The organism is Flavobacterium sp. (assembly GCF_035299245.1).
Taxonomy (GTDB): Bacteria; Bacteroidota; Bacteroidia; order Flavobacteriales; family Flavobacteriaceae; genus Flavobacterium.
Genome location: NZ_DATGWY010000005.1, coordinates 1 through 18,005, shown reverse-complemented (window position 1 = coordinate 18,005; position 18,005 = coordinate 1). Strand labels below are relative to the sequence as shown.

At 34.9% G+C, this 18,005-nt stretch carries 17 protein-coding genes; 7 read left to right on the top strand and 10 right to left on the bottom strand.

Annotated features, from left to right (window positions below):
- The first annotated feature begins 144 nt into the window (after positions 1-144).
- Positions 145-2,106 (top strand): endonuclease, encoded by a 1,962-nt coding sequence (locus VK161_RS03860; RefSeq protein WP_324213443.1) that lies wholly within the window; start codon positions 145-147, stop codon positions 2,104-2,106.
- Here the strand turns inward: VK161_RS03860 and mnmE are convergent, their stop codons facing one another.
- Positions 2,107-3,513, bottom strand: a complete 1,407-nt coding sequence (gene mnmE / locus VK161_RS03855) for a tRNA uridine-5-carboxymethylaminomethyl(34) synthesis GTPase MnmE (protein WP_324213442.1) — start codon at positions 3,511-3,513, stop codon at positions 2,107-2,109.
- Positions 3,514-3,700: 187 nt separating this feature from the next.
- On the opposite strand from mnmE, the gene VK161_RS03850 reads away from it, so the two are divergent.
- Positions 3,701-4,531, top strand: a complete 831-nt coding sequence (locus tag VK161_RS03850) for a universal stress protein (protein ID WP_324213441.1) — start codon at positions 3,701-3,703, stop codon at positions 4,529-4,531.
- A gap of 52 nt (positions 4,532-4,583) precedes the next feature.
- On the opposite strand, the gene VK161_RS03845 is transcribed toward VK161_RS03850, so the two are convergent.
- The 7 genes from VK161_RS03845 to VK161_RS03815 all read right to left on the bottom strand — a co-directional run bounded on the left by VK161_RS03845 (position 4,584) and on the right by VK161_RS03815 (position 11,596).
- Positions 4,584-5,270, bottom strand: coding sequence for a LipL32 family surface lipoprotein (locus VK161_RS03845; RefSeq protein ID WP_324213440.1), 687 nt, complete (start codon positions 5,268-5,270; stop codon positions 4,584-4,586).
- 597 nt (positions 5,271-5,867) lie between these two features.
- Complete coding sequence (gene dnaN, locus VK161_RS03840) at positions 5,868-6,986, bottom strand: DNA polymerase III subunit beta (protein ID WP_324213439.1); 1,119 nt, start codon at positions 6,984-6,986, stop codon at positions 5,868-5,870.
- Positions 6,987-7,047: 61 nt separating this feature from the next.
- Positions 7,048-8,721: a gliding motility-associated ABC transporter substrate-binding protein GldG gene (gene gldG / locus VK161_RS03835; protein WP_324213438.1), complete on the bottom strand. Its 1,674-nt coding sequence runs from the start codon at positions 8,719-8,721 to the stop codon at positions 7,048-7,050.
- Positions 8,722-8,729: 8 nt separating this feature from the next.
- A complete protein-coding gene (gene gldF, locus VK161_RS03830; RefSeq protein WP_324213437.1) occupies positions 8,730-9,455 on the bottom strand; it encodes a gliding motility-associated ABC transporter permease subunit GldF in 726 nt (241 codons plus the stop codon).
- On the bottom strand, positions 9,456-10,313 hold the full coding sequence (locus VK161_RS03825; protein ID WP_324213436.1) for a class I SAM-dependent methyltransferase: 858 nt from the start codon (positions 10,311-10,313) through the stop codon (positions 9,456-9,458).
- 1 nt (position 10,314) lies between these two features.
- Complete coding sequence (locus VK161_RS03820; RefSeq protein ID WP_324213435.1) at positions 10,315-10,611, bottom strand: antibiotic biosynthesis monooxygenase family protein; 297 nt, start codon at positions 10,609-10,611, stop codon at positions 10,315-10,317.
- A 163-nt stretch (positions 10,612-10,774) separates the two neighbouring features.
- On the bottom strand, positions 10,775-11,596 hold the full coding sequence (locus VK161_RS03815) for an SAM-dependent chlorinase/fluorinase (RefSeq protein WP_324213434.1): 822 nt from the start codon (positions 11,594-11,596) through the stop codon (positions 10,775-10,777).
- Positions 11,597-11,703: 107 nt separating this feature from the next.
- Between VK161_RS03815 and VK161_RS03810 the strand changes: the two genes are divergently transcribed.
- The 4 genes from VK161_RS03810 (at position 11,704) to VK161_RS03795 (ending at position 15,657) form a co-directional block, all read left to right on the top strand.
- A complete protein-coding gene (locus VK161_RS03810) occupies positions 11,704-12,654 on the top strand; it encodes a PhoH family protein (RefSeq protein WP_324213433.1) in 951 nt (316 codons plus the stop codon).
- A 142-nt stretch (positions 12,655-12,796) separates the two neighbouring features.
- Positions 12,797-13,642, top strand: coding sequence for an SDR family NAD(P)-dependent oxidoreductase (locus VK161_RS03805; protein ID WP_324213505.1), 846 nt, complete (start codon positions 12,797-12,799; stop codon positions 13,640-13,642).
- 299 nt (positions 13,643-13,941) lie between these two features.
- Positions 13,942-14,886 carry a phosphoribosylaminoimidazolesuccinocarboxamide synthase gene (locus VK161_RS03800; RefSeq protein ID WP_324213432.1) on the top strand — a complete coding sequence of 315 codons (945 nt, stop codon included), beginning with the start codon at positions 13,942-13,944 and terminating at the stop codon, positions 14,884-14,886.
- A gap of 264 nt (positions 14,887-15,150) precedes the next feature.
- Positions 15,151-15,657, top strand: coding sequence for a hypothetical protein (locus VK161_RS03795; RefSeq protein WP_324213431.1), 507 nt, complete (start codon positions 15,151-15,153; stop codon positions 15,655-15,657).
- A gap of 70 nt (positions 15,658-15,727) precedes the next feature.
- On the opposite strand, the gene VK161_RS03790 is transcribed toward VK161_RS03795, so the two are convergent.
- A complete protein-coding gene (locus VK161_RS03790; RefSeq protein ID WP_324213430.1) occupies positions 15,728-16,816 on the bottom strand; it encodes a M42 family metallopeptidase in 1,089 nt (362 codons plus the stop codon).
- Positions 16,817-16,897: 81 nt separating this feature from the next.
- Between VK161_RS03790 and VK161_RS03785 the strand changes: the two genes are divergently transcribed.
- Positions 16,898-17,578, top strand: coding sequence for a DUF4294 domain-containing protein (locus VK161_RS03785; protein WP_324213429.1), 681 nt, complete (start codon positions 16,898-16,900; stop codon positions 17,576-17,578).
- A 192-nt stretch (positions 17,579-17,770) separates the two neighbouring features.
- Here VK161_RS03785 and VK161_RS03780 read toward each other — a convergent pair.
- Positions 17,771-18,005, bottom strand: a 235-nt coding sequence (locus VK161_RS03780) for a hypothetical protein (RefSeq protein ID WP_324213428.1), incomplete at its 5' end; no start/stop codon positions are given.

Genomic DNA, 18,005 nt, shown 5'->3' with positions numbered 1-18,005 from the left:
TAATTATTTTTTTGCAAAAGTATTTAAAAATTTGAGACTACCAATTTACTTTGGTAATATGTTAACTTATGTGTTATTAAATTGTTACAAATCGCTGAATAATAACATATTTTATCTAAATTTGCAGGTAATCTTTTTATTAAAATGCTTAAAAAATTCGCCCTTTTTCTCACTCTTTTCAATGTTTTGTTTGCTTACAGTCAACTGGTTATCAATGAACTTGATTGTGACACACCAAGTACAGACGACAAAGAGTTCATCGAATTAAAATCGACAACACCCAATTTTTCATTGAATGGATATGTTTTGGTTCTTTTTAACGGAACTGGAACTCAAGCTAATATGAGTTATTATGTGGTTGATTTGGATGGATATTCTACTGATGTAAACGGAATATTTGTTCTCGGAAACCAAACTGTTTCGCCAGTTCCTGATAAATTTCTTCCCGAAAGTATTTTTCAAAATGGTCCCGATGGAGTTGCGATTTATCTAGGTAATTCCTCCGATTTTCCCAATAATACCATGGCTACAACTACCAATTTGGTTGATGCAATGGTGTATGGAACGAGTGATCCAAATGCAGCTGGTTTGATGGCTATTTTTGGGATTGTCAATCAGTTGGATGAAAATATAAACAGTGCTGCAACTACTCAATCGATTCAACGCAAAAACGATGGCACTTTTGAAGTTAAAACTCCAACACCAGGTGCCAATAATGATGGAAGTGGTTTTGTTTTCAACGGATTATCCATTTCTGTAGCTGCCAATCAGTACAATGAAGGGAATTCGTTTACTATAAATTTTGCAACACAAACCAATGTAACTTCCGATTTAACTTTTACTTTTTCGTTAAACAATTATTCGTTCAATTCGTCTGATTTTACTGGAAGCACAACTGTTTTTATTCCCGCAGGAAGTGCTACGTATAGCACTACAATTCAACTAGTAGATGATGCTTTGGATGAAGGAGATGAATTGGCCAATATTCGATTTGGAACATTGCCCTCTGCTTACAATCGTTTGAATGATAATTTTGAAATCCGAATTATTGATAATGATTTTTACACCTTACCATTCGGAACACCTTTAAATCCAACCTACGGAAACGTTACAAGTACAGCTCCAGTAGGTTATTATTCATCTTTAGAAGGACTTTCGGGTGCTGCTTTAAAACAAGCGGTTCAAGATATTATAGCGAATCCTGCTGTAGTGCGTGCTCACAATTATGGCGATATTATAGATATTTTAAAAACCGCCGATCAAAATCCGCTCAACAGCAATCAAGTCTGGTTGATGTATAAAGAAACACCACGTGCTAAATTCGATTTTCAAACGTCGAGTAATAGTGCTGGAAAATGGAACCGTGAACATATTTATCCGCAATCGCGTGGAGGTTTTTCTGATGCGACTTCTGAAGTAGGTGACGGAATCAATGTTTGGTTGCCTACAAGTGCTTCTGACATTGCTGCGGGTCATGCCGATGCGCATCACATTCGCGCTGAAGATGGACCCGAAAATAGTTTGCGTGGAAATAAAGATTACGGTTTAACAGGTTATAATGGTCCGCCTGGAAACCAAAATTCATGGAAAGGCGATGTAGCACGTGCGGTATTTTATATGGCGGTACGTTACAGTGCATTAAGCGTCGTTAATGGTGATATTCCTGATACTACTGTAGGGCAATTGGGTGATTTGGCAAGTTTGCTGACCTGGAATACACTCGATCCTAGAGACGATTTTGAAATGAACCGTAACAACTATATTTACACGTGGCAAGTCAACCGAAACCCATTTATTGATTACCCAAATTTGGCCGATTACATTTGGGGAGTAAATGCCGGACAACCTTGGTTTTCTACCTTGAGTACAACTAACTTTGATGAAGTAAACGTTGTGGTTTATCCTAATCCAACTTCGGATTGTATCAGTATTTCTGGACTTACATCAAAAGGTAAAATCGAAATGTATAACAGCTTAGGTATGAGTGTTTTCGCTTCAGAGTTTGAAAATTCTCAACCGATTCCGTTGAATGTCGCTTCTGGAATTTATTTTGCTACAATTACCAATGAAGGTAAAGTAGTGAATAAGAAGATTGTAGTTAAGTAGTTACTTCCCAATACAAAAGTTCGCAAAGATATTCCCCAATAATTCATCATTGGTAACTTCACCCGTAATTTCACCAAAATAATACAACGCTTGCTTGATGTCGATGGCCATTAAATCAGACGATAGGCCAGAGGTAAGGCCAAATTTTACTTTCTGAATTTCTTCCAAGGCTTTGAGTAGCGAATCGTAATGACGCGTGTTGGTTACGATGGTTTCGTTGTTGCGCAACGCGCCAGTGTTTACAAAGGATAATAGTTGATTTTTTAGTTCATCGATGCCTTGTTTTTGTTTAGCAGAAATTTTAATGGATAATGGATAATTGATAATGGATAATTTCTCGTCTAGAATAACTATTTGCTTAGATTGTAGCGAATCAACTTTGTTTACAACAATGATTAGAGGCTTTAATGGAAACTGATTTCTTACTTTTTCAATCTCAACTTTAAATTTTCCATCATTATCAATTATCAATTGTGAACTGTCAATTAGAAACATCACCACTTGTGCCTGTTCGATTTTCTCAAAGGTTTTTTTGATACCAATACTTTCCACAACGTCTGTTGTGTCGCGAATTCCAGCCGTATCAATGAATCGAAATCCGATGCCATCTATTACTAGTTCGTCTTCAATAGTATCACGTGTGGTTCCGGCAATATCCGAAACGATGGCGCGTTCTTCGTTGAGTAAAGCGTTTAAAAGTGTTGATTTCCCTACATTAGGTTCGCCAACAATAGCTACTGGAATTCCGTTTTTGATTACATTTCCTACTGCAAAAGAATCAATCAATCGTTTTAAAACAAACTCAATTCGATTCAATAAATCGTTGAATTGTGTACGATCGGCAAATTCTACATCTTCTTCAGCAAAGTCCAATTCCAATTCAATTAACGATGCAAAATTCAACAATTCTTCACGTAGTTTGGCAATTTCATTACTAAAACCACCACGCATTTGCTGCATTGCAATTTGATGTGACGCTTCATTATCCGAAGCAATCAAATCGGCTACCGCTTCGGCTTGCGATAAATCGAGTTTGCCGTTTAAAAAAGCACGTAACGTAAATTCGCCCGCTTGCGCCATTCGACATTCTTTTCGCAGTAACAATTGTATAATTTGCTGTTGAATGAACGTCGAACCATGACACGAAATTTCAATCACATCTTCACCAGTATACGAATTTGGATTTTTAAAAATAGAAAGCAATACCTGATCGAATACTTTGGTTCCGTCAACTAAAGTTCCGAGGTGAATGGTATGCGTTTTTTGTTGGGTAATGTCTTTTCCAGAAACCGATTGAAATACTTGAGCAGCAATTGCAATAGCGTCTTTTCCAGACATTCTAATAATGGCAACTGCGCCAGCGCCAGATGGAGTTGCTAAAGCTACAATGGTATCGTTGTAAATCATAATCGGTTGAAAATTTAGACTGCAAAGATACCAATTTTTATTCTTTAGCGATTGAAATTGAAGAGTCCTTAAATTTATAATTATCATAACATTAACACCGTGTTAAAATGTTGTTATTATGATAGTTATCATGTTTTTTTGAATAATTATGAACTACCTTTAAAGTACTAAATTAAATCATAACAACATGAAAAAGATTTTGGTTCCCACTGATTTTTCCGAAGTAGCAAATAATGCGTTTGTTCACGCTTTGGAATTGGCTAGTAAAGTTGATGCTGAACTGTTACTGTTGCACACCTACGAATTGCCCATTGTTGATAATCAGTTCTTTCCAGAAAATTATCAGACCATTTTTGATTCGTTGGAAATGGCGCAATTTGAAAAATTCAAAGAATTGGTTCCGAAATTACACTCAATTGCTGAAGAACGAAAACTACAACATATTAAATTCTCCCACATCATTATGGATGGTGATTTGGTATACAACATCAAAGAGTGCATTTCTAAAGAAGGAATTGACATGGTAGTAATGGGAACTTCGGGCGCGACGGGTTGGAAAGAAGTTTTTATTGGTACTAATACTGGTGAAGTGATTTCTTCAGTAAATGTTCCGGTGTTGTGTATACCGGCGGTGGCCGATTTTAATTACATAAAAAACATCGGGTTTACGACTCGTTTCCGCGAAAAAGACAAAGCCGCATTGACTAAAACCATTGAAATTGCAAAACTGACATATTCTAAAGTTAAATGCTTGTATGTTCAAACGGATTCATCCGATGTAGTTGACGATAAAATTACCTATTGGGAGGAAGAGTTTAAAAACGATCCGATTCAGTTTTTTGTAATTCCGAATGATGATGTAACCACAACCATTCTTGATTTTATTACCAATCAAGAAATTGATGTTTTGGCGATGGTGCGACACAAACGCAATTTCTTTGTCAACTTATTTGAAACCAGTTTAGCTGAAAAAATGAGTTATAATAGTGAGATTCCGATTTTGGTTTTGCACGAATAAAAAAAAACCGCCTCGACTAAGTCTGGGCGGTTTCTTCAATATAAATAAACTACTACTTTTTAATTAAATCTTCAGGTTTTACAGCAACTAAAACTCCTGGCAATTTGATTGGTGCTCCCAATTGTGCCAAGAAACTACCTTGAACTTCACCTGTTTTATATGTGGTAAATCCGATGCGGTACAATCCCATAACCAATGATTTGGTTGGATTTGCAGTATCGCTTGTAATTCTCATCAACGAATTGTATTTGCTTCCTGATGGTTGAGCTGGCATTTCGCCTGAGTCATCGTTTGATTCGATAGTTACCCATTTTGCTGTTTTAGCTTTAGAAACATCTTCTAAGCGTAAAATTCCTTCTGCTCTCTCAAAAGTTACCCATGTATCAAAGAAGCTTTTTGTATCCGATGCATTGGCAGTGTACTCTGGAGAAACATAATCAGTTCCCGATGGTTTAGCGCTATCTGGCACAGGAGAAATCATTCTGATTCCGATTTCTGGAGCAGCCATTGGAATCCAAACGTATACATAATACATTTTTTTTCCGTTTTTAACTTCGTCTGGAGTAGAACCTGGTTTGATGTAGCCGTAATAACTAGTTAAGTCAGTATAAGGAACTCTGATTTCTTTTCCCATAACTGATTTTTTAGCTAAATCGGCTCCAAATTTGTCTAATTTTTGAGCAGTAGCAATTGATAATGATCCTACACATAATACAATTGCAAGTAATGTTTTTTTCATGTTTTTGTTTATTTTGGTTTGCCTACTCTTAAGGATTTTCGGTTACTCCATATCAATTTAATTCAAATATAAAAATAAGTATATTTATTTTAATAACCATAAAATTAAAAAAATCATTATGAACGAGGTGATACTGATGCATTTCAATAGTTTCTTTTTTTCTTTTAAAAATAGAAAAGCTGAAAATGTAAATATGAAATAGCACAATAGTGTCAAAATATTAGGGAATTTTTTATACAGTGGTCGAATAAATTCAGGTAGTTGATTGATTGGACTGTGCTTAAATCCGAATCGGGTTAACTCTTTAAAGTTAAAAGAAGTCAGTACAAACCAACTCAGCACAATTAATAGTGCAATTAAATACAATGTCAATGCCAATATAGTGGCATTGTTTCGATTGATTTTAAGCATCAGTTTTGAATCATTCATAACGGAAAGAAATAATAACAAAGTTAAATTTCAAACCTTTTTTTAGAACAAAAAAATGATAAGTGATTGCGAAAAGCGAATAAGTGCAGTTTTAAAAAAAATAACTGCATAAAAAAAAGCCGTTTCAAATAAATTAAAACGGCTTTCAGGTTATATAGGTTAGTTAATTTAGTTGTTTAACATGACTGGCATGACTAACATTGTAATGGTTTCACCTTCGTCTAATCCATCAACAGGAGTAAGGATTCCTGCGCGGTTGGGCATCGACATTTCCAACTGAATATCATCTGATTGTAAGTTGGTTAACATCTCCAATAAAAAGCGTGAGTTGAATCCGATTTGCATGTCATCGCCTTGGTAATCACACGTCAAACGCTCTTCTGCTTTGTTAGAATAATCAATATCTTCTGCAGAGATGTTCAATTCGGCACCTGCAATTTTCAAACGAATTTGATGTGTAGTTTTATTAGAGAAAATCGCCACACGACGGACAGAGTTAAAGAATTGGGTTCGGTCGATTAATAATTTATTCGGATTTTCTTTTGGAATAACGGCTTCGTAATTAGGGTATTTTCCATCGATTAAACGACACGTTAGAATGTAATTTTCAAACGAGAAAGTCGCATTTGAATCGTTGTATTCGATTTTCACTTCAGCATCAGAAGCGCCTAAAATTCCTTTTAAAATATTCAATGGTTTTTTCGGCATGATGAAATCGGCTACTTGCGAAGCTTTTACATCAGTACGAGCGTATTTTACTAGTTTATGAGCATCGGTAGCTACAAAAATCAATCCTTCTGGAGAAAATTGGAAGAAAACTCCCGACATTACTGGACGCAAATCATCGTTTCCAGCCGCAAAAATGGTTTTGCTAATCGCGGTTGCTAAAACTTCGGCAGGAACAATGGTTGAAGAAGGATCTTCTAATTGTACCGATTTTGGAAACTCTTCACCTGGAGCGTATGCAATAGCATATTTTCCTGAGTTCGAACTGATTTCGATAGTGCTGTTTTCTTCAACGGTAAATGTTAACGGTTGCTCTGGAAATGTCTTTAAAATATCCAACAATAATTTAGCTGGAACTGCAACACTTCCTTTGTCTGTTGACTCAATTTCTAATGTAGCCGACATTGTAGTTTCTAAATCAGAAGCCGAAACCGTCAACGATTTTTTATTCAATTCAAATAAAAAGTTATCTAAAATAGGCAAGGTATTGCTACTGTTAATAACGCTACCTAATACTTGTAGTTGTTTTAATAAATACGAGCTTGAAACTATAAACTTCATTTTTTTTATTTTTTACAAATATATCGTAAAGAACTCGATTTCAAAAAGATTTTTATTAACATTACTTACCGTACTTTCTCTTTCTTAAAAATGTAAAGGCAATTCCAAATAGACTTAAAATTACTATTGGAAGTCCGACAGTTATGATTTGAGACTGGGTGTAATTTTCGTATACTTTTTCCTGATCCAATAAAGGTAAATCTACTTCTTTACTTCTGATGTTGATAAGTCCGTTGTCGTCCAACAAATAATTGATACAATTCATCATGAATTCTTTATTGGCGTACAATTTATTGGTCCATTTGTCGTACCCCAATTCTAAAGGCTGGTAGTTTTTATCCAATTGATTTTTTACCACATCACCATCCGAAATAACTATCATTTTGGTTGATTTTCCTGTAGCAGAAAAGGTTTTATCTTCAAACGGAAGGACGCGATTTTGGTACACCGAATTGAACTTTCCTTCCAACAAAACAGCGGTAGGAATGTAGCCTGTATTTTGAGCAAATTCTTTTGGATCGGGTTGTTCGCCGACCATATTCAAACTCACTTCAATGGGCGTTCCCACGGGTTTAGAATATTTGGAAGAAGTTAATAAAACAGTCTTTTTAATGTCGTTTTTAAGTAACTCAATCGGATTAGCAAATTCGAATTTAATCATGTCCAAATTACTGACAATCGGGTTTTTGATTTCGGGGAAAATAGCAGGCGAATACAACCACGGGAACTGCGTGTATTGAGTGGCCGAACCTTGTTTTCCTGTTGCCAATGCTATTGGAGAAGCTTGTAAATCTTTAATTAAGTCAGGCTTGATTCGAATACCGTATTTGAAGAACATATCGTTCAAATTCAAGTCACGTGGATACGCCAAATTCGAACCTGTTTCAGTATACAAACTGTCCATTTCCATGGTTACTTGATCAATCAACCACATGGTTTTTCCACCGTTGATGATGAATTGATCTAATACTTGTTTTTCTTCATCAGTAAAGGTTTCAGTTGGTTTGGCAATGATAGCCAAATCGTATTTTTTGAGTGCTTTTATGGTGTTTTGCGGACTAGTAGCCACCGAATCTAAGGTAAACGGACCGATGTAGTAATTCTCTCGAACTGATTTCAGAAAGTCGGCTATAAGTAGTTCATGCATTTCGCCATTACCTTTGATAATCGCTACTTTTTTCTCTTTTGATTTGGCAACTGTGTTGAAAGCATTCGCAAAAGCGTATTCTAAATGTTGCACCGAACTCACCACTTTTTCGGCGGTTGATGCGCCCATCATGTTCTTTAACAATGGAACTTTGGTGCTTTTATTTCCGTACGTTACAACAGCCCACGGAAAAACAACTTCTTGAGTTTGCTTTCCTTTGTCATCGAGTGTTACGTTGATTGGAGTTAAACCTCTGTCTAAAAATTGTTGCATGGTTTCGGTTTCGTCACCATCTTCTAGTGGATTAACAAAATCAAAAACAATGTTGGAGTTGTAGGCTTTGAATTCTTCTAACAACTGACGCGTTTCAGTTTGTAGTTTTTTGAATTCGCCTGGAAAATTTCCTTCTAAAAAAACATCCACATACAAAGGTTCTTTAACTTCTTTGATAATGTTTAGTGATGTTTCCGATAAGGTATACCGTTGATCAGCGGTCAAGTCGATGCGTTTGAAAAAGAAATGACTTATCACATTAATTACAACCAAAATCCCAATGATTGTAAGCAGATTTTTCAAGTTTGCTTTCATACTTTTCATTATGATTTAAGGGATTTTAATTTGTAAACGGTAAGTGACAAAAATAAGATAGTGATGCTCACAAAGTAAATTACATCACGCGAATCAATTACACCACGACCCATACTTTTGAAGTGATAATCCATTCCGATGGAAGCGATAATGTCTTCAAAGCTTTTGATGAATGTAGCAATTCCTTCAAATCCGAAGTAAAACACAAAACACAAAAACACCGAAGTGATGAATGCGATGATTTGATTTTCGGATAGTGTAGAAGTAAAAATTCCGATGGCAGTATAACCAGCAATTAAAAATAAGAGTCCGAAATACGAACCTAAAGTACTTCCCATATCAATATTTCCTTCAGGTAAACCTAAAGTAGAAATCACATAAACATAGATGAATGTTGGAATGATGGCAATTACAATCAATAAAAATGCTCCTAAAAACTTACCGTTTACAATTTGCCAAATCGATAGCGGTTTGGTCATCAGTAATTCGATGGTTCCTTGCTTTTTTTCATCTGAAAAACTGCGCATGGTTACCGCTGGAATTAAGAAAATAAGTATCCATGGTGCGATGGTAAAAAACGGACTCAAATCGGCAAATCCACTTTTTAAAATATTAAAATCGCCTTCAAAAACCCACAGAAACAATCCGTTGAGCAATAAAAAAATGGCGATAACTAAATAACCTATGGGCGAGCCAAAAAAGGATTTAATTTCTCTAATTAATATTGATTTCATTTACAATTTTTTTAATATCAGTATGTCTTGATGCTCATTGAGTTCGCCAGTGGTTAATCCCGACCAGTTTCCACGAATGAATTTCAAGACCTCAAAGTTATACTTTTTCAGGTTTTCAAATAAAAAATCTTTTCTATAGGCAACATTGGCTTCTTTTACTCGGTTATCCATTAATGAATAATGATCATAATGAAAGTTGAATTGCTTTACACCATTAGTATTCATGGCACTTTCGCTTTCTTCATCCAAAATAAAAAAGGTTGTAAAACAAATCGAATCGTCTTTCAAAACCCGATGAATTTCGCTGATGTAATTCATCACATCGTCTTCTAACATGTGTGTAAATACCGAAGTTAGAAACACAAAATCAAAACTTTTATTGTCGTACGGAAATTTCAAATGAGCTGCTTTTTCTAACTTTCCGTCGATGTATAAATCATTTTGTAAAGGAATCAGGCGAAAGTGAAAATTTGAGTAACGTGAAGTGATGTTTTTAGTACACCAATCAATTCCCGATTTTACAATATCAAAGCCTTCGTATTTTCCGTTGGTAGAAAGAAAACTCGTAAACGGAACCGCCATTCGTCCAATTCCGCAACCAACATCCAAAACAGCACTATCAGGAGTGATGTTTCCGTATTTTTTAAAGTACTGAAAAAATTGATTTCCAATTCGAAGAAAATCGCCACTACCAATAAAAATTTTTCCTTTAGGTGGAACCAACGGATTGCGTTTGGAAAGCAAATCGTGTGGTAAATAGATAATTTTCCGCAACAAATAGCGTAGCGAAACGGGTAAGGAATAGAAAATTTTTCGAGTTATGGATTTCAAGGTTTTGGGTTGTTTAATGTTGTTCAAACTATTTCAAACTAACTAACTGATTCACACTCCATGCTTCGGGTTTGTCATTGAAGAGTTTTTTAGTGAACGTCCATACTTCATCAAATAGAGCCGATTTTCGGTAATTTTCAAGGTCAGCTTCGGTTTCCCAGAAGCTGTAAGTAAAAAAGATACACGGATTGTTTTTATCTTGATAAAGTTCTAATAAACGATTTCCGGGCGAGTTTCGTATGTGTTCCTTCATTAATTCGAAGTTTTCCATAAAAGCTGGAATGTTTTCTTCGTGAAAGGATAATTTGACTATTCGAATGAGCATAAAGTACAATGTTAATGATTCGTTGATGAAGGACAGTATGACCGCTTCGCTGCAAGACCGCTTCGCTGAAAGATGCAAGAAAGCTTCTCTCTATGGTGAGTTGCCCTTTGTTCAAGAGGCTTAGTCTTTCTTCTTTCAATGAAATGGTCTTTCATCTTTCTTCTTAACTAAAATTGATGGTTATAATGTCGCGGTAACCGATTCCTAATAAAGTAGCTGCCGTTCCAACTGTTGCAGGATTACTGCGGAAAATGGCAATCTCAAGAAAACCAGCTTCGTTGAAAATGGCCATTTTTTCTCCTTCATAATATTTGATTGGGTATTTCTCAGAAATGGCAATATCTGAATAGCGAGGCAAAATCGTTTTAATGGTTTTGTTTTTGATGCGAATTTCGTAAGGACGATTTTTAGCGGCTTCCAAAAACATTTTCTTAGAAATATTAGTTACAGCATTTCCGAAACTATCAATGTAAACTACATTTCCTTTGATTGAATCGGGTTCTACAATCGCTTGCAACTCAGTTATGGATTTGATTTCTTTGATTTCTTTTCCGATTACATTGAGTAAACCACCTTTTGCAATATGACACGCTACTTTGATGAAAACGTCCATGTCTGTTGCGTCAGGAAGCAATCGATCGTGAATATTAATCGATACAATTTTTTGAGGAACAATCTTTTGAATCAGCATGCTCAAAATTCCGTTATCGGCGCAAATAAAGAAGTGATCGTCCCACTGCATGGCAATATGTTGATTCTCTTTATTGAGTTCAATATCAACACCTACAACGTGAACAGTTCCTTTTGGAAAACTAGAGTAAGCAGCCGAAAGTAAATAACTTGCTTCGGAGATGTTAAACGGATCGATGTGGTGTGAAATGTCAATGATTTGACATTCAGAATATTCGCTAATAATTTTCCCCTTTATGGCGCCAACAAAGTGGTCTTTCAAGCCGTAATCAGTAGTAAGGGTAATTATTGACATAAAATTGTTTATAACTAAATGAGAAACGTATTAGTGTATTTCTTAAATTTGAAATGATTGCAAAGCTAAGAATAATTAGCAAAAAATTAATTAAAAAACTCATCCATTTGAACGAACGTATCATTGAATTACACGACATCGCTCCGAAAGAATTTTGGGGCGCGCAAGATGCTCATCTTGAAACGATCAAAAAATACTATCCCAAGTTAAAAATTGTCGCTCGAGGCACTACTCTCAAAGCATTCGGAGAAAAAGAAGAACTCGATGAGTTTGAAAACAGGTTCAGTCGATTGATGCTCCACTTTACACGTTACAATAATATTGATAGCAATGTAATTGATCGTGTTATCCAGAGCAATTCCCACGAAGAGCAACGCATGCCTGATCACGACAAGATTTTGGTACACGGTATAGGAGGAAAGCTCATTAAAGCGATGACTCCAAATCAGCAAAAGTTAGTTGACTTTGTTCACAAAAACGATATGGTTTTTGCGGTTGGTCCAGCGGGAACAGGTAAAACTTACACTGGAGTTGCATTGGCAGTAAAAGCGTTGAAAGAAAAACAAGTGAAACGAATCATTTTGACTCGTCCGGCAGTAGAAGCAGGTGAAAATTTAGGTTTTTTGCCTGGTGATATGAAAGAAAAATTAGATCCGTATATGCAACCGTTGTACGATGCGTTGCGCGATATGTTGCCTCCACAAACTCTGGAAGATTACATTTTAAAAGGAATCATACAAATTGCGCCATTGGCATTCATGCGTGGACGAACCTTAGATAACGCTTTTGTAATTTTAGATGAAGCGCAAAACACTACTCATTCTCAGATGAAAATGTTTTTGACGCGTATGGGGAAAAATGCTAAATTTATTATAACTGGTGATCCAGGTCAGGTTGATTTACCAAGACGCACCATATCGGGTTTGAAAGAAGCGCTTTTGATTTTAAAAGATGTTGAAGGCATCGGAATTATTTATCTAGACGATAAAGACATTGTACGCCACCGATTAGTGAAAAAAGTGATTGATGCATACAAAAGTATTGAGAATCACGATTAGAAGTTCTAAAATAATTTAAAAAGTTAACCTTTGTCAGCGTTCCAATTTTGACAAAGGTTTTTTTATGAAATGCACTATCTGTACTCACTATAAATTGTTCATATGTTAGATAATCTTTGTATATAAATATAAAATAGTATAGATTTGGACGCTTAAAAATTCAGAAACGATTAAAACAATCCTTATTACTGGTGCTTCTGGCGGACTTGGTTCTGCAATTGCTCATCATTTCTCTTCAAATGGTTGGAAGGTAATTGCTACATTGGTTTCAGAGCATGATCGAAAAGTTTTTGATGGTTATTCCAATATTTATTGTTATCAATTGGATGTTACTTCACAAGAAAGTATCGAGAAAGCAAAAGATCAAATTCTTTTGGATCACAAATCCATTGACACTATAGTGAACAATGCAGGAGTAGGTTACCGAAGTTTTGTAGAATTATCAGTGGATGCCGAAATCGATTCAATCGTGAACATCAATTGGTTGGGTGTGGTGAAAATCTGCCGCGCTTTTATCCCGCATTTTAGAGAGCAACGCAAAGGTCAGTTTATTAATATTTCCTCAATTGCTGGATTGGTGAATTTGCCTTTGGGTAGTTTTTACCATTCCACCAAACAAGCAGTAGAAAGCTTCTCCGAATGTATGTCGTATGAACTAATGGAATTTAATATTAGTGTTTGTACCGTTCAATTTGGAAATGCACCAACTAATTTTCAGAAAAATGTAGTCAAGTGTCAAAAATCAGACATTCAGTCGTACAATTGTATGATGGAGAAAATATCGGAAATCCTGCAAAATAAATCTACTAAGAATACCACTTTAACGAATGATATTGTAGAGAAAATATATTATATAGCCGAACATCCAAACAAATGCTTCCGAAAATATACGATTGGTTTTGATGCGAATTTCATGCGTTATTTCCGTCGATTTTTAGGCTATCGATTATTCAATATTGTCATTCGAAGAAAAGTTTTTGCCAAATAATTCTGTACTAAGTAAAAACTTATTTTACAGCCACGAATTACCGAATTTGCTCTTAAAATATTTGATTTTATTCGAATGTTCATCCATGATGAACTAATTATATAGCGTTTAGTATTTATTCGTGAATTCGTGGCTAAAATTATCATCATTTAGTATATTGGTCATTTGTGACTGAACTAATTTCATTAAAAATTATATTGAAATCTCTTTAAATAAAATTATTGTATTTCTATTCAAAACACACTATTTTTGTCGCACACAACTAAAAATCTGAAGCCTTTCAGAACAACAAAAATACAATGAACACACTAACTACTACCGATTTTCATTTTCCCAATCAAAAATCCGTTTACCGCGGAAAAGTGCGCGAAGTTTATAATATCAATGACGAATTATTAGTGATGATTGCCACTGATCGGCTTTCTGCTTTTGATGTGGTAATGCCACGCGGAATTCCGTACAAAGGTCAAATTCTGAACCAGATTGCTACTAAATTCATGAGTTTGACTGAAGATATTGTCCCGAATTGGCTCATTGCAACTCCCGATCCTAATGTGGCTGTCGGACATTTGTGTGAACCTTTTAAAGTAGAAATGGTCATTCGTGGATATCTTTCTGGTCATGCTGCACGCGAATATGCAGCAGGAAAAAGAGTGCTTTGCGGAGTAACAATGCCTGAAGGTTTGAAAGAAAATGATCAGTTTCCAATTCCAATAATTACTCCAACAACTAAAGCAGATAATGGTTCTCATGATGAAGATATTTCACGAGAAGCTATTTTAGAAAAAGGAATTGTTTCTGAAGAAGATTACGTAATTTTAGAAAAATACACGCGAGCTTTGTATCAAAGAGGAACTGAGATTGCTGCTTCACGCGGATTGATTTTAGTGGATACAAAATACGAATTTGGAAAAACCAAAGACGGGAAAATTGTCTTGATTGACGAAATTCACACACCCGATTCTTCACGATATTTTTATGCTGATGGATATCAAGAGCGTCAAGATAGAGGAGAAGAGCAAAAGCAATTATCGAAAGAATTTGTCAGACGTTGGTTGATTGAAAACGGTTTTCAAGGAAAAGAAGGTCAGCAAATTCCGAATATGACTGATGAATATATTGAAACGGTTTCTGAACGTTACATTGAATTGTATGAAAATATTTTAGGAGAATCGTTTGTAAAAGCAGACATCACCAATATTAATAAACGAATTGAAAAAAATGTCTTAGAGTTTTTGAAATAACTAATTATTGAATTCTTATAGATCAAAGCTGCGAATTTTTCGTGGCTTTAATTTTTTTTATACTTTTTTGTAACAAAAAAAATGTGTTGTCGTCTTATTTGTATAATCATAATTAGTTAAACATCATGAAAGTATAAAATTTTGGAGTACTACAAACATCTACTATGTAATACAAGGTATTAGTTTTAAGATATTAGAATAAAAGAAATCAATAAAAATCATCATCAATCATCAATCATCAATTATTAAAAAAAACAAATCATCATGAAAACAACAAATCAAACACAAGGAAAAAGTAATTTACTTAACATAACTAGAAAATCGGTTATGTATTTTGGAATTCTTTCGATAGTATTCATTACTAGTTCATTCGGAAGAAATGCTATCGATCAACAAAATAATGTCGATCAAATGGAAAGCACTTTAGTAGCCGAATCGAATGCAACTACAGTTGTATTATCAAAACCGACGGTAGTAATCGAATCTGAATCAGAGTTAGCAGAGTCAATCGTAATAATCACTGCAGACTATGTAAAACCTATGATTGAAACCATTAAAGAAAACGAGCAAATCATCGAGAGCAAAGAAGAATTTGATTTTGATAGTTATTTTGGAAGAAGCATTGACGAGATTATGCTAGAAAACGAAATGATCATCGAAAGCGATAGAACTGACGAGTCATTTCCACTCGACTTAGAATTAATCAACAACTATTCGGGTGAAAACAGAGAAGGGTTCATCGTTAAAAGAAACGAAGCCTTAAAATCGTAAGTTACTATCAGATGAAAAAAAAGTCCCAAGTTTAATTCTTGGGACTTTTTTTATGTAATTATTTTCAATTCTATTTAAAATAAGAGAAATTATGATTGTTTTCTAATTTTAATAGACTTTCATATATTAATTGAATTACATTTTCAACATCATCACGATGAACCATTTCTACGGTTGTGTGCATGTAACGCAATGCCAAAGAAATCAATGCTGATGGAACTCCGCCATTGCTGTAGGCAAAAGCATCAGTGTCCGTTCCAGTTACTCTCGAGCTCGCGTGACGTTGAAATGGAATCTTTTTCTCTTCAGCGGTAGAAACGATGAGTTCGCGAAGTACATTTTGTGTGGCAGGCGCATAAGCAATAACCGGACCTTTACCAATTTGCAACTCGCCTTCAATTTTTTTATCAATCATAGGTGTAGTTGTGTCATGACAAACATCGGTTACAATTGCAACGTTAGGTTTGATGGTTTGAGTAATCATTTCTGCACCGCGCAATCCAATTTCTTCTTGAACGGAATTCACTATATAAAGTCCAAATGGTAACTTCTTTTTGTTTTCTTTTAATAAACGTGCAACTTCAGCAATCATAAATCCGCCCATTCTATTATCAATTGCTCTACAAACAAATTTGTTTTTATTCAGAATCATAAATTCATCCGGATAGGTAATCACACATCCAACGTGAATTCCAAGCTTTTCAACTTCTTCCTTAGTAGAACAGCCGCAATCAATAAAAATATTGCTCAAAGTTGCAGGTTCTTCTTTTCCGCGTCCACGGGTGTGAATGGCTGGCCAACCAAATACGCCTTTTACAATTCCATTTTTGGTGTGAATGTTTACTCTTTTAGAAGGTGCAATTTGATGATCAGAACCACCATTTCGAATAACATATATTAAGCCATCTGAGGTAATGTAGTTTACATACCACGAAATCTCGTCACTGTGACCTTCAATTACGACTCGGTATTTCGCGTCGGGATTGATAATACCAACAGCAGTACCATACGAATCGGTCATAAAAGTATCTACATACGGCTTCAAGTAGTCCATCCATATTTTTTGTCCTTCTGATTCATAGCCTGTAGGCGATGCATTGTTTAAATATTTTTCTAAAAAGGTTAAGGAAGCTTTGTTTAGTATTGATTTTGTTGCCATAAATATTTTTTTTGCTAAAATATAAATTTGGCATTACACTTGTTAATCATATTCTATATTTTTACACTTTAATTTATAACGATGTTTTTTAGAAAAATAATCTTCGGACTCTTATTGATAACATCAACTTCTCTTTTTGCTCAAGTTGAAACAAAAAAGGAGTTGGATGTTGAAGAAAGTGATACTACGACAATAGATTCAATTCTTTTGAAAGAAGTTATTATTTACAGGAATAAATTAAGCGCCGAAGAGAGAAAACAATTTTTGTTGTTGCAAAATAGAGTCTATAAAGTATACCCTTACGCCAAAATTGCTTCCGAACGATTGGTTTCTTTGAACAATACGATGAGCAAGTTAAAGTCAAACAAGGAAAAAAAACGCTATTCAAAGATTGTTGAAGATTATATGGAGAATGAATTTAAGGCACAATTAAAAAAACTCTCTAGAAAGCAAGGACAAATTTTAGTCAAATTAATTTACAGACAAACTGGTGTCTCTACATATGATTTAATTAAGGAGCACAAAAGTGGTTGGAAAGCATTTTGGTCTAATAATACGGCCCGACTTTTTGACATAAACCTCAAAACAGGTTATGATCCTTATCAAGTAAATGAAGATTACCTTATTGAAACAATTCTTTACAGAGCATTTTACAACGGTCGATTAGCAGAACAAAAATCGGCTAACCCTGTAGATATTGATGATTTGAATGTACATTGGATGAATAAATCAAACGAATTAGTTAAAAATAAAAAAGAGTAGGAGCAAATAGCTTGGGCTTTTTCAGCAATCTATTTTCCCGCTTTCCACTACAATCCCGCCTTTTCAGTCGGGATTTTCATTTCAATCGGGGCTATTTAAAGCATCTAAAAGCATATATGTAACCAAATAGAAGGTAAAAAGCACAAAAACGGTGTTTCAAAAAAGTGTTTATCAGTATGTTAAGAAAAAGGTTTAAAAAAGGTTTAAAAAGATTTGGAAAGGGTGGAAAAAGTTTTCTATATTTGCACCCCGCAATAGGGAGTTCATTGGGATTTTGGTTAAGCAGAGTGATTTAGAAATAAATTCAAAAATAATTTCAAAAAAGCTTGTTTGGTAAAAAAAAATGACTACTTTTGCACCCGCTAATCGAGAGAGAGGCGAAATAAAAGAATAAAAGTTCATAGACATATTGAATTGACAGCCGTTT

What these genes read in the sequence shown, in the direction of transcription:
- gldF (WP_324213437.1), bottom strand. Translation starts at nt 9,455, where the DNA reads ATGAAATCAATATTAATTAGAGAAATTAAATCCTTTTTTGGCTCGCCC.
- mnmE (WP_324213442.1), bottom strand. Translation starts at nt 3,513, where the DNA reads ATGATTTACAACGATACCATTGTAGCTTTAGCAACTCCATCTGGCGCT.
- gldG (WP_324213438.1), bottom strand. Translation starts at nt 8,721, where the DNA reads ATGAAAGCAAACTTGAAAAATCTGCTTACAATCATTGGGATTTTGGTT.
- VK161_RS03820 (WP_324213435.1), bottom strand. Translation starts at nt 10,611, where the DNA reads ATGCTCATTCGAATAGTCAAATTATCCTTTCACGAAGAAAACATTCCA.
- dnaN (WP_324213439.1), bottom strand. Translation starts at nt 6,986, where the DNA reads ATGAAGTTTATAGTTTCAAGCTCGTATTTATTAAAACAACTACAAGTA.
- VK161_RS03860 (WP_324213443.1), top strand. Translation starts at nt 145, where the DNA reads ATGCTTAAAAAATTCGCCCTTTTTCTCACTCTTTTCAATGTTTTGTTT.
- VK161_RS03785 (WP_324213429.1), top strand. Translation starts at nt 16,898, where the DNA reads ATGTTTTTTAGAAAAATAATCTTCGGACTCTTATTGATAACATCAACT.
- VK161_RS03850 (WP_324213441.1), top strand. Translation starts at nt 3,701, where the DNA reads ATGAAAAAGATTTTGGTTCCCACTGATTTTTCCGAAGTAGCAAATAAT.
- VK161_RS03800 (WP_324213432.1), top strand. Translation starts at nt 13,942, where the DNA reads ATGAACACACTAACTACTACCGATTTTCATTTTCCCAATCAAAAATCC.
- VK161_RS03845 (WP_324213440.1), bottom strand. Translation starts at nt 5,270, where the DNA reads ATGAAAAAAACATTACTTGCAATTGTATTATGTGTAGGATCATTATCA.
- VK161_RS03815 (WP_324213434.1), bottom strand. Translation starts at nt 11,596, where the DNA reads ATGTCAATAATTACCCTTACTACTGATTACGGCTTGAAAGACCACTTT.
- VK161_RS03795 (WP_324213431.1), top strand. Translation starts at nt 15,151, where the DNA reads ATGAAAACAACAAATCAAACACAAGGAAAAAGTAATTTACTTAACATA.
- VK161_RS03790 (WP_324213430.1), bottom strand. Translation starts at nt 16,816, where the DNA reads ATGGCAACAAAATCAATACTAAACAAAGCTTCCTTAACCTTTTTAGAA.